General features: G+C 34.7%; 10 protein-coding genes. 1 reads left to right on the top strand and 9 read right to left on the bottom strand.

The features are described from left to right. Window positions 1-28: 28 nt before the first annotated feature. Together BWI92_RS27380 and BWI92_RS28530 are read right to left on the bottom strand one after the other, a co-directional pair. Window positions 29-181, bottom strand: coding sequence for a hypothetical protein (locus tag BWI92_RS27380; RefSeq protein WP_176464486.1), 153 nt, complete (start codon window positions 179-181; stop codon window positions 29-31). A gap of 205 nt (window positions 182-386) precedes the next feature. Next, the gene (locus tag BWI92_RS28530; RefSeq protein WP_141234844.1) at window positions 387-518 is read right to left on the bottom strand and encodes a S9 family peptidase; all 132 of its coding nucleotides are present in this window, start codon (window positions 516-518) and stop codon (window positions 387-389) included. A gap of 623 nt (window positions 519-1141) precedes the next feature. On the opposite strand from BWI92_RS28530, the gene BWI92_RS19540 reads away from it, so the two are divergent. Further along, on the top strand, window positions 1142-3034 hold the full coding sequence (locus tag BWI92_RS19540) for a U32 family peptidase (RefSeq protein WP_095165894.1): 1893 nt from the start codon (window positions 1142-1144) through the stop codon (window positions 3032-3034). Window positions 3035-3782: 748 nt separating this feature from the next. Here BWI92_RS19540 and BWI92_RS19530 read toward each other — a convergent pair. The 7 genes from BWI92_RS19530 to BWI92_RS19500 all read right to left on the bottom strand — a co-directional run bounded on the left by BWI92_RS19530 (window position 3783) and on the right by BWI92_RS19500 (window position 11444). Beyond that, a complete protein-coding gene (locus BWI92_RS19530) occupies window positions 3783-4085 on the bottom strand; it encodes a hypothetical protein (protein ID WP_095165890.1) in 303 nt (100 codons plus the stop codon). Between the two features lie 284 nt (window positions 4086-4369). Continuing rightward, entirely contained in the window at window positions 4370-5044 is a 675-nt protein-coding gene (locus BWI92_RS19525; protein ID WP_095165888.1) for a hypothetical protein, read from the bottom strand. A gap of 170 nt (window positions 5045-5214) precedes the next feature. Continuing rightward, complete coding sequence (locus BWI92_RS19520; RefSeq protein ID WP_141234843.1) at window positions 5215-5643, bottom strand: hypothetical protein; 429 nt, start codon at window positions 5641-5643, stop codon at window positions 5215-5217. Between the two features lie 248 nt (window positions 5644-5891). Beyond that, window positions 5892-6527 carry a hypothetical protein gene (locus BWI92_RS19515; RefSeq protein WP_095165884.1) on the bottom strand — a complete coding sequence of 212 codons (636 nt, stop codon included), beginning with the start codon at window positions 6525-6527 and terminating at the stop codon, window positions 5892-5894. A 639-nt stretch (window positions 6528-7166) separates the two neighbouring features. Further along, entirely contained in the window at window positions 7167-7502 is a 336-nt protein-coding gene (locus tag BWI92_RS19510; protein ID WP_095165882.1) for a hypothetical protein, read from the bottom strand. Window positions 7503-7660: 158 nt separating this feature from the next. Continuing rightward, window positions 7661-8410, bottom strand: a complete 750-nt coding sequence (locus BWI92_RS19505; RefSeq protein ID WP_095165879.1) for a hypothetical protein — start codon at window positions 8408-8410, stop codon at window positions 7661-7663. Between the two features lie 262 nt (window positions 8411-8672). After that, entirely contained in the window at window positions 8673-11444 is a 2772-nt protein-coding gene (locus tag BWI92_RS19500; RefSeq protein ID WP_095165877.1) for an outer membrane beta-barrel protein, read from the bottom strand. Window positions 11445-11722: the final 278 nt, after the last annotated feature.

Here is an 11722-nt window from a genome sequence, read left to right as displayed (position 1 = left end):
TCTACTGAGAACCATACTTTTGCCAAGCTCAAACATCGCAGAAATACCATAGAACTGTGGCGGAAGCTGCTGTTTTTGAGAAAACTAAAATTTTCTTGCCTTTCAAAGGGTTTGCTTCTTGTGCAGTCATATTAAAAATGACTCCAGCAACAAGCATCAATGCAAAACATACTTTTTTCATGTTTAAATCAATTGGGATAAGTTGAAAAATTGAGTGCCAAAATATAGGTAAATCAGGAAAAATCTATCCTTTTTCATCTAAAAAGCCTCTCCACTGAAAAGGAGAAGCTTTTTAGACCATACTCAAAAATAGTTTTAAAAGCCTATTTCTTTTTCAAAAACTTATCAAAAAAGCTTGCGGTTGCTTTGTAGGCATTCAACCAATTTTAATACAAAAGGAAACTATGCACTTCGTCTGGAAAAATGAGTTGTTCCATATACACATCATTTTTTCTCAAAGCTTCAGCAATGGTTACGGTTTCCGAAAAAGGAACATTGCGGTCGTCATCAGAGTTGATGTCTGAAAAGGTGGAAGAAAATCAAAAGAGTAGTATGTTGTGAAAATACACCAACTAAAAATGAATTTAAGCTATATCTTGAGCTTTTGTATTAGTTCAAAATTCACCTTGAAACTGTTAAAACTTTATTTCTCTGGGGAGAAAGAGTTCTAAGGTCGAAATGTCTATTTCTTTGATAGTGATTCCAATTAGTGGGTGAATTTATTCACCCATGATGAGAAAGTTTAAATAGCATTCTTATCAACTATACAATATAGATATGCCCGTGTATTAGGATTTTTCCAGAAGCCAATCTTTTCATCAGTTCCGTAGGAGCGACAGTTTGGTAGTCGAGATTATCTCTCTGACCTGTAAAAGGAGCGCCGTAGGTGCGACAGACTTCAAGATTGTTGGGTTTCTGTCGCTCCTACGGAGCTTTTACAATGGAACATAAGATATTTTTAGTGTATTAAGCTTAATTAACTCACTAACCAAATACTTTCCAGTTATTAAAAATGCTTTTATTAGCCTTGCGAAAAAACCAAATACCACTCAGAGAATCAGCTATTATTCACTAATTTTGCAAATTGAAGTAAAATTACCGAATCTCACCCTTGTTATGGATTCGAAAATATAGGATTGAAATGAAAAGGAAAATTGAAATTCTTGCGCCTGCCAAAAACCTTTATCAAGGTATGGCTGCGGTTAACGCTGGTGCAGACGCAGTATATATGGGAGCGCACCAATTTGGCGCACGTTCGAACGCCACCAACTCGGTGGAGGACGTGGCTGAAATGGTGAAATATGCCCACTTGTTCAAGGCTAAAGTCTTTGTGGTAATCAACACTATTTTGTATGATAATGAGTTAGAAGCTTGTCGTAAATTGATTTATGAATTGTACGATATTGGCGTCGATGCTTTGATTATTCAAGATATGGCTATCATGGAAATGGATTTGCCACCTATCGTTATCCATGCAAGTACGCAGGCAAACAACCGTGATGCCAATCATGTGAAGTTTTTGGCAGATGCAGGGATGAAGCGTGTGGTATTAGCCCGTGAGCTAAACCTCGACCAAATCCAAGAAATTCACAAGGCTACTGATGTTGAATTGGAATTCTTTGTTTCTGGAGCACTTTGTGTGTCATTTAGTGGTAACTGTTACATGAGTGTTGCCAATGGCGAACGTAGTGCCAATCGTGGTTCTTGTGCTCAAAACTGCCGTTTGCCTTACCGTTTGGAAGACGGAACAGGTAAAACGTTGATTGAAAACAGTCACTTATTGTCTATCAAAGATTTGGATTTGAGTGACCAATTACCAAACTTAATTGAAGCTGGTATTTCATCCTTCAAAATTGAAGGACGTTTGAAGGATATTGTTTATGTAAAAAATAATACCTCTTTCTTACGTAAAAAGTTGGATGCTTTCTTAGAAGAAAATGCCGATAGATTTGAAAAAGCCTCTTCTGGTAGAACTTTCTATAACTTCGAACCAGAAATGGATAGAAGCTTCAACCGTGGATATACAGATTATTTCTTGAATAAAAGAAAAGAAAAAATTGGTTCATGGGAAAGTCCAAAGTCGAAAGGTCAGTATATCGGTAAAGTGCTTGAAATTAAAGCAAACGGCTATATCATTGAGAATTACGAGAAGTTGAATAATGGCGATGGTTTGTATTTCCAAAATGAAGCTGGAGAAGCTGATGGAGCGCAAATCAATATTATTTTTAACAATATTGTTATTCCAAATACTTTCAAACCATTGGCGATTGGTACTGAGATTTACAGAAACTCAGATGCTGAATTCAACAAAATGGTGGAAAAAGAAAACAGTGCTGTTCGTAAAATTGGTGTAAAGTTGGAGTTTACCGAAACAGAAACGGGCTTTCAACTATTGGCTATCGACGAAGACGGTCACCAGTCGGTAGGAACGATTGAAGTAGCTAAAGAATTGGCGAAAAGTCAAGATTCGGTGATTCCAAATATCAAGAAAAACTTAGCCAAAACAGGAAATACACCATTTATTGTTGACGAATTAGAAGTTGAGTTTTCTGAAAACTGGTTCTTACCGATTTCAAAAGTAAACGAAATTAGAAGAGAGGTGTTAGAGCGTTTGGTTGATATTCGTGTGAATGAATATCATAGAGAAGAGCATAAATTAGAAAAAACAACGCATCCTTATCCAGTTGAAAAGCTGGATTTTATGTACAATGTTTCGAATAAAATGGCGAGAACATTTTATCAGAGACACGGCGTTACCGAAATCGAAAAAGCATTCGAATTGCAATGGGACCCAGGCAAATCTCGTGTGATGACGACTAAGTATTGCGTAAAATATGAATTAGGAAAATGTGCGAGATACCAACGCCAAACCATGGGCGAAAAATTGGTAGAACCATTAACACTAAAACACGGCGAAGTAGAATACAAATTGAAATTCAACTGTAAACCATGCGAAATGGAAATTTGGGAAAAAGACGCCGAACTCGAATACGAAGATGAAGACGAACAATTAGGTTATATTGCTAAGTGGTAGAGCATTATTTAGTGAGTTGTAGACGCGCAATATTTTGCGTCTAAAGATGTGGTCTCTAAGCATCAAAAAAGCTGTCGGAAAATATTTTCTGACAGCTTTTTTGATAAATATTCAATTCAAAATTGAGGGATGCCTATGATTGAGTTAGTTTAGTCCTCAAAGAATGCGTTTTAGAACCAATTCTTCTGCTTTCAGAATCTTCTTAATTTGCAAGACATCATCTAGTAACAACCACACAGATGTTATTTCTTTTGGTTTTTTAAATTGAAATAGACAATTGTAAATGCAAGACCTATGTAGGTATAAGGTATTTTGTAATTCTCAAGAGTCTGAGAAAAAGTGTAGCCTTTAAAGAGGTTAAAACCCGCCCCGATAAACCAGTCAATTAAAACAATTACTAAAAATGTTAAAATTGAATTTGTGTAGAGTTCTTTTTGTTTAAAAATGTTCATTTTCTGTTTTTATTTTGTTTTTAACGACAATTATTATTCCCATGGGGATTATATTTTTCAAAAGGATTTTAGAAAAATAAGTTAAGCAACAGCTACTGGTGTTATATACAGTGTTGTTTTGCTCTCACTACCTCTGATTCTCGTGGGGCAACCGTCAGCCAAGCATTTGCACAAATGTTAAATAATATTACCATTGTTGAATTTTGCACCTATAGCCCAAGTAATGCCAAACATAATGTTAGCTGTAGTTTTCAACAATTCTCTTTTTTATAATTCTCAAGAGTATTGATGCATTCTTATAGTTTTAAATCAAATTTTCCTTTTGACATTTGTATTAAAGCAATAGTGTTTGAGTCGTCATTCCAATTTTGAGGAAATTTGGTCGTTGCCTTAATTTCATAAATAATTCCTTGTCCTTTCTTTCTATTTCCCTCAAACATTGGGTCTGTAATAAAGCACAAGTAGAGAAAGATAGCTGAGTTAAATCTATATTGAATCTTCCAATTCTCGTCATCCCACCACTCTTCGCTGTACCTTATTTCTACTATTTCCCAATTTTTACGGAGTAATGCTAGTTTGATTTGATATTTGTATGACATCCTCTTATAAAAAACTATTTAGTTCTTAATCTGCCATACGAATATGGTTTGACAAAACTGCTACCAAAGAATATATTTTCACAATATAAGCAAATTTTTTAAGCGTCTCTCTTGCCAATATAGCGAACACCATAAGGTTTTGATTTTATTAACTTATGTCAATATTATAGATAAATCAAATAAAAGGTATCTGAATGTTACCTTGCTAATGATGAAGTCTAAGTTTAATTAGAAATCTTTGCTTTTACTTAGTATCGCTGTTTTTCTGCAATTTGAAAAGCATACTATTTTCTATCCTTAAGTTTTTCCCAAAGCAAATTTTTACTAGTTGAAAAACCTGTCTTATTATCCTCTGACACAATAACCCATAGTTTGGACTTTTTCTCCTCTTCGGTTCTTAGGTCTTGGTATTCATAATGACCAAGTTCGTCTTGCTCTCCTGTTAAGATTATTTTGTCGGTATTTATCCAGTTGATGACTTGTTCGATGCAATATTCTAATTCAGGCGAAAAACTATTCGAAAGCGCTGTTTGTTGTTCGGATGTTAGCTCATTCCAAGTTTCTGCAATTGTGTTATTTACTCTTGGAACTTCAACAGCCAGTCCGATTCCAAGTCCTAAATCTTGAAGGAAGTTATAACCGTAACAGTATAAATTATAAAACTCCATTAAGATATAAGGGAGTCGTTCAGTCTTTTGCTTCGCTTCATTTAAAAGCTCAAGCATTTTGTATTTCTCAAACTCTTGAAGACCGATATAGTTTTTAAGAAATTTCCAAAGTTCATATTTCGCTCCGCCTTCCCTAAAGTTTATAGCAATCAATTCAAAGTGGCTTTCCGAGTTGAGCAATCTTTCAAGCTCTTTGTCGGTATACAACCATTCTTCGAATTCTCGAAGTGAAAGATCGCCTTTGATTGCCTTAAAAAATTGTTCTTTTATATTTTGAGGTAACGTTGTCATTGTGAGGTTTTGGAATAAGTAGAACTTTTGTTGTATGTTTAGTAGATTTCGTCAGCGGTTAATCGCTGCTGTTACCGAATATATTGTTGAAATTAACAACTCAAGACGATAGATATTTCGTTGACCAAATAAGAGTTCATGTTCACTCTCAAATTGAATAAAACAAACTATTATGTCTCGTTTATTAAATCACCTATCAAAGTTACAGTCTCACAATTTACTCTAATAACTCTATCACTTTCAAAAGAGAAAATTATATCATCGCTTTCATTCGGAAGTGTTCTATCCATTAAACCATAATTATTTTCTCGAAAATCGGAGTCTAAAAATGTTATCCCTGAAAGGCAAAAATCATCTTCTATTAATTCGGGATTAGCGTCAATTTGTTTGAGAAAAGTATAGTTTGAAAGGACAAAACAAAGATTTTGATATGCTGCATGTATGGCCCAATCACGATTGGATTTTCTAAAATACAGAGATATTTGATGGGCTGAAATTTCTGTTTTGCAATATACAAACTCATAGTTATTGTGCAAATCAAGTTCAATACCATTAAACTCTAGTTCTGTGAATGAAATGATTTTGAAATTTGTTTTCATCGTCTGTCTTCCACCCATTAAGTGGGTATAATAAGGTCATATTAACTAATTTATACCTGAAAATAGATTTTCCATAATAGCTTTAATGGGGAGAATACCTATATTTCTTCAAAAATTGAGTATAGCTATAGTTAGTGAAATTAGTGGTTTGTGCTATTCTCTGTTGATGATTTTTAGGATGTTGCCAATGTTTTGGCTTGGTGTAATGCACTGAAAAGGCATTTTATATAGGTGTTTTGTTTGTTTATTTAGTTCATTTTTAAATTAAAATCAGTTTCTCCTGCTTTTTTTGCCATTTCAAACAATTCTGTCTCACCCCAAAATTTAATTGTATTTATTATTATTTTTTCAATTTCTGTCAAAAAATCGATAGCATCAAGATTTAAATCTCCAACGTAGTTAAAAAATAATTTTTGATTGGGTGGATAAGCTAAATCAATTTCTGTGTCAAATACACTTTGATTGGAATTACAGTCAATATAGGAGTTTATTGATGACTCTATCAATGACTTATAAATTAGAAAAATTCTTGCCTTTTCGTTTTCTATTAAATCTTTGCTGAAAATAAAGGGTTCCCATTGTATTGCCTTGGTAATTACTTTTTCATCTAAATGTCCGCTGATTTTATTCCTTAAATGGTTTATAAACTCCAGTCTCTTTTTTAAACTTTTAGCCTTCTTAATCAGTTCTTCTTCATTTTTTATTATGAATGCAAAATGGCGAAAAGAATCTCTTAGAATATCAAGAGAAACAAAACAGTGTTTGAGTATTCTTAGTTTTTTACTAAAATCTTCTTCATCATTCAAATCTTGATGGAAAATATAAATATCATCCTTTAAGAGGATTACTCTTACGTATGTTTCTTTATAATTGAAATTTACCATATTTCATTTTTTACATATTAGCGTTGGGGACATTTGTAGAGCGATTCCCCAATCAAAATACAAAGATTTATTTTACAGCTGTTTATTCGCTATTACCGATACAAGATATTAGTAGCTGTCTTTCGTTAAGTTATCATATTTCGCATAGGAGAGTTACAGGATACTTTTGTTCTCCAAATACTTACAGATGGTTGTCGATATCGCTAAAAATACTATCGAATCCGTCAAATGAAGATTCATAACCATAGCCTCCATCATTTTTTTAACTTTTCTTTATTTTAAGTTGCACAACGACTTCAAACTTATCTTTGAATGTAACCATATCTGTGTGTGTTACTAGATAATAAGAAAGTCCCAAAAAGATATTGTCTTGTTGGGTATAACGCCAAATTTCATCAACATGAGGCTGATACGACAAAGTGGTCCGAGAGTCATAGCCTGAACTAATTTTACGTCCTGCAATGAAACATTCTTTTAAGTTGTCAATCGTTGGTTTTCTTTTGCCTCGATATGTTTTTGAAGAAATAGATCGCTATTTTTTGTCGAAATTCGTTTTATGTTAGCTAATGCTTTTTTCAGTTTTTCGTAGTTGTCTATTTGAGAAGGAACAAATGATTTCTACACAGGTATTTCCTTTAACTATAAAACTTCCATGATTTCGTTTACGTCTGTATTTGAGTTGGTTATAGTCAGAGTATTGTGTTGCTCTCTTGTAATACCATTGTCATCAATCATTAGTCGATAGCTGTCAAAGATTTCTTTTTGTCTGTTAATACCACGATAAAGTCCAAATGCTCCTAACATCATTGGGATTACGAATGGAAAAACGTTCACATTACTTTGCTGTTCGTTCGTATTAAAATGACTTATCACAAGTCCACCAGATGCTGCTAATTGTAATATTGGTATAACTTTAATAAGCATCATTTTTCCTATCTCTTTAAAGCCGTCTTGTCTGATTTTGAGTTGTTCCATTGTTGTGGTTTGAGGCTAATGTTTCGGGGCTTGCCGAAGGTGGGGATTTTTAGTACAAAAGTTCAATAGAAATACTAATGTTGAACATTGCACAAAAGCCCAATCGAAGAACTTCAACCCTGCTCTTTGCAAACCCTTGTTGGTGGCTGGCCTGTTGGTCAAGGTATTGCGAATATGTTTCTGTCAATGTTATGCTCTAATAGCCAATCATTGTTTAGTTGGTCATAATTGTCATTTTCATTGAAAAGCCAATGATGGATTAAATGGTTGACACGTGGTCGTCCTCTCAAACCTTGTCCTGATGGGGTGAATATTTTCTTGAACTCTACAATCCTTCCATAGTCATGATTTTTCAAGATTGTCCATTGAGTAGTATATGGTTCGGCAGGTTGTCTTGTAAAATATACTGTATGAAGTGATGGTGTTTCAGTAATATATTTTTTTAGGTCTTCGGTTGTCCACTCAACCTGGTTTATTGCATTCAGTTTGCCTAAATCTCCGTCATTAATTAAATCATATTCTTCATTGACAATTAATGCTTTGTTACGATGTAAGTTATATTCGATATTATTATTAAAAAGCACTGTCGATATTAAATCGGCAAATGTCAATTTATATTTTTCGCAAAATACTTTAATCTCATCAAGTGTCGGATTATAATTAGGAATTTGAGTGAACTTTCTTTGTGTCAATAGATGAATAGCCTGATGATGGAAAAGATTAAACATGCAAGTCCAAAACCAATTTCGACCGTAGAAAAAGTCAGCCATATTATCCTCTTCATTTGTTAAAGGATTAAAGGTTCCTAATATTAATACTTGTGGATTGTAACTTGTTTTTAAAATTACATTCGTGGTTGTAAAGCCGTCTTTAAAATCGAAGTCTTTGAATTTGTGATTTACTGCCATCTAATTTGTCATTTATATGGTGGTTTGTCCGCTTTGCTTGCTATCAATGATTATATAACCCCAATATAATCAAATTTTGTTGCGTATATACAACCAATACAGCATATAACCGAAGGTTTGAATTTTATTAACCAAAGTCAATATCATTGAGAAAATACACCAAAGGGATGTAACAAAAAAAAGCAGGCGAAAACCTGCTTTTTCAGTATTCTCTATTTCGCTGAAAGCCCACCGCCGAAAGCTCACAACCCCAATCCCGCTGCTACTTCCTCGGCATTTGCTTGATATTGTAGGTTAGGGTTATCATAAAATATCTTGGCAAAAGATTCCCTCTGTTGTACGTAAGGGTATTTTGAGAGGCAATCAGACGGACAATATTACTGTTTTGATTCAAAATATCATAGGCGCTCAACTTGATGGTGGCTCTTTGGTCTTTCATAAAATTATAATTAATCGCTGCATTCCATCGTACCGTTGTTTTGTTTGCGCCTGTTAGGTTACTGTTGTATAGGTAAATTACATTGTTTTCGAGAATCAGATTTTTGGTCCAACGGATTATTAAGTTTGTATTGAAATTATGCAGGGTTGCTTTCAAACCTGTAAAGTTTGGACTAGAATAGCTGGTAAAGTTAAAGTCTGGCGAATAAGAGTTATTCCACTCGATTTTGTCTTTATAATAGAAATTTATTCCGTACCAATTCGAGAGTTGATTGGTCGTTTGCCAACTTGTATCTGCATTAAAAATCATTTTGCTTCTGTTGATACTATAATATCCTCCAGCTGATAAGGTTAGTTTATTCTTTTCTCCCAGTTTAAAATCCTTGTTGATATTCAAATTCATATACAAATTTCGAGTCCCATCAGCATTCACAGGGGAGGAGGTTTGAATACCTTGTTTATCTATCGTAATATTTTGGATAATATCATTGTCTCTTTGCTGGAAAGACGAATACCACCAAATATTGATGTTTTTGGTTTGGTTGTTATAATTATAGCTCAACATCCATTCGGCAGTGGAGGTAGGCAATAGGCGTGGATTCCCTTTGGCTACATGGTAAGGGTTTGAGTTATCGAATACGGGCAATAGATAAGAGTAAGATGGTAAGTTATACGATTTATTATAGGTCAACGTGAGATTATCGAAAGTGATATTGAGGTTGGGATTCAATTTCTGGATATTTCTTTCAATTCCTTCTGTTTCTGCCGAAGTATGCAATTTTGAACGAAGAAGGGTTTCATCAATCCCTGCTATTAATGTGAGCTTTTTATATTGAAAAGCCAATTTCTGAGCAAAAAATACCTCATGTTGTTGGCGTTCGAATGTTCCACTCAATAATGGATTCAAGACACTGTAAGAATCTCCCAACGGTGACGAATACCATAAATTAGTCGTGTTTTTGACTTGCGTAAAACTGTATCTATTAGTAAAACGCAGTGTGAAATACTTATGGATAGGTTCGTAAAAACTGATTGAAAAACTACCAAATGTTTGAGGTACTCGTACTTGTCTGAGTTGATTTTGTAAGCTATCATATCTGCTCGGATAGTAATAATTAAGAGTCGAGTTGGTCATGTTATCGCTCGTATTGTTTCCAAGATTGAGGCTTTGTACGATAGACATGAGTCTTTTGCTATTGGTTTTACCTGTTCGCAACAAGTAAAAAGTATGGTTGTAATTGACATTATTCGTGGCATTAGATTGATTAATTGCCCCCATACTTTGCGAACCCAAATAGTTATTTTCACTTGAAATCAACACATTAGGAGCCTCTCTAACCAGTCCTGAGGTATACCCAGCATTGAAGTTGAGCGTGGTTACAGAATCTGTTTTTATCTTAAAACCACCCCCGACACTATGACCGTAGTTTTTGGTGAGAACATTTGTTTGGCGGTGATTACTTATAATAGTGTCTCCATTATAAAGTTCTGCTAATCTATCTGTACTAAGACGGTTACGGACTTCTCCGAAATAATATTGCAGATAAAATGACTTCTTATTGCTGGGCGCATGGTTGATGTTAAACCCTCCGCCATTGCTTGTAGCGATACCGAAATTGGTGTTCCCACCAAAATTTACGCCATTGATATCCACCATACTACCATTCATGCCATTGTTGATACGAGTAGAGCTTGAAGTCCGATTGGAGTTGCTTCGTCTCAAACCCCCATTATTCATCAATTCGCTATAACTAAAACCTGGTCGGTTGAGGTTGTTGCTATATCCCAAAACGCTCACTTGAAGGGTATCTCTGAAAATGTTCATAATTCCCCCTAGTTCATATACGTCTTGTGTGCCTCCTCCAGCATAGACTTTTCCGAAGGCACTTTTCTTGTAACCTTTTTTCAAAGTAATATTGATCACCTTACCTACATTGCTGGTATTATTATCGCCATTCAGTAGTGCCTGTTCTTTATCATCGACAGCCTGAATCTTGTCGATAGCATTGGCAGGTAGGTTTCTCGTTGCCATTTTGGGGTCGTCACCAAAAAATGATTTTCCATCAACTAAAATTTTGTTGACAGGTTTGCCATTCATGGTGATGTTTCCGTCGGCATCGACGCGTACCCCAGGAAGTTTTTTCAATAAATCCTCCACCAAGGCGTTGGGCAAAGTTTTAAATGAATTGGCATTGAACTCAATCGTATCGTTTTTGACAGTAATAGGAGGGCGCTCGGCGGTTACAATTACCTCATCAAGGCTTTTACTGGTCATCTGCATCTTGATTACGTCTAATTTGACTGAAGGATTTTGAGACGTCAACGTAAAACTTTGTCGATAGGCTTCATTCCCGACATAGGTTGCCAAAAGGCGTAAGGGAACGTTGATGGGTAGGTTCGAAAACTTAAATTCGCCCGATTCATTACTAATACGATAGGAAACAATAGAGGTATCTTTTGCCAAAAACACCGTGAGCGTTGCCATTGCTAATGGCTTTTGATCTGAGCCAACTATTTTACCTTGAATAGAACCTGTTTGTGCCAAGGATGCCACAGCGCATAAAAATGTGAGAAGTAGAGGTATGAGTTTTTTCATAAAATAAATGATGCTTGATGAATAGATTTGATGCAATGACACATCAAATGGTTACATGTTGCATCTGGTGGCGTTTTTATGAATAGAATGTTAAGTGCAGATAAAATATTTGAACGAATTTGATCGAAAATTTTGAAAAAAATAGGCTGTTATTTTGAATTTTTGAGGGGGGCTTTTTTCGGGTAGTGCATAAATAGACTTTGTATGAAAGGAGTAGGTTATGGGGCTTTTATGCAAAATAAATCTATATTTTTTATTTATTCTCTAAAACTGGCTTT

The sequence above is a fragment of the Flectobacillus sp. BAB-3569 genome, assembly GCF_002270355.1.
GTDB lineage: Bacteria > Bacteroidota > Bacteroidia > Cytophagales > Spirosomataceae > Flectobacillus > Flectobacillus roseus.
Note: the sequence above shows the minus strand (reverse complement) of the source record. Positions and strands in the feature narration are given on the sequence as shown.